This is a genomic window from Maribellus maritimus, from assembly GCF_022267315.1.
In the GTDB taxonomy this organism is placed as follows: domain Bacteria; phylum Bacteroidota; class Bacteroidia; order Bacteroidales; family Prolixibacteraceae; genus Draconibacterium; species Draconibacterium maritimum.
On record NZ_JAIKLE010000155.1, the window covers coordinates 1 to 676 of the forward strand.

Sequence of the window (676 nt, forward strand, 5' to 3'; positions counted from 1 at the left end):
CATTCGCCATCCCAGATGTCAATATTATCAACAAAGAACCATGCAGCAGAAGTGGTACCGGTTGTTTTGAATGCGATACGTTTGTATGCAGAGTTAATGTACATTGCATATGTATCATCATTTGGTCCGCCGTGCATAATAACACCTTGGTATCCCGGAGCGGCAGCGTCGGGTTTTACCCATGCGCTAAGTGTCAGCTGGTCTTCAATATTTTCAGCAAAGCACTGTCCCAGATTAACATAGTTTGTACCATTCAATTCCAGTCCACCACCAATTATACCTTCACGCCTGATCTCACTGTTTATGATTGTACCATCATTTTTTCCCTTTGAGTCGAAAACAGAGGTTCCTGAGTTTTCTTCAAATAAATACTCAGAGAAAGGAGAGTAAATTTCTTGAACGATGAGTATGGTAGTAACAGTGCTGTCGCAACCTGTGGAAGAAGTTAAAATTCTAACATATTCACCCTCTTCGGTCCACTCAAGATAGCTTTCACCTTTTTGGATAGTAATTTCTTCGGTGATTTCATATGTCGGATTTACAGTTAATTCGGTAGTAACAATACTGTCGGCTCCGTTGGCAGCAGTAAGAGTACGTTGATATGTACCTGTTTCTGTCCAACCGAGGTATTCGCTTCCCTGGCAAATTTCAATACTTTCAGTAGAGTAAACCGTTT

Annotated in this window: 1 protein-coding gene; it reads right to left on the reverse strand. The window is 41.1% G+C overall.

All coding sequences use genetic code 11. The features are described 5' to 3' along the window. A partial coding sequence (locus tag K5G00_RS29500) for a hypothetical protein (RefSeq protein WP_238770238.1) occupies positions 1 to 676 on the reverse strand: 676 nt, incomplete at both ends.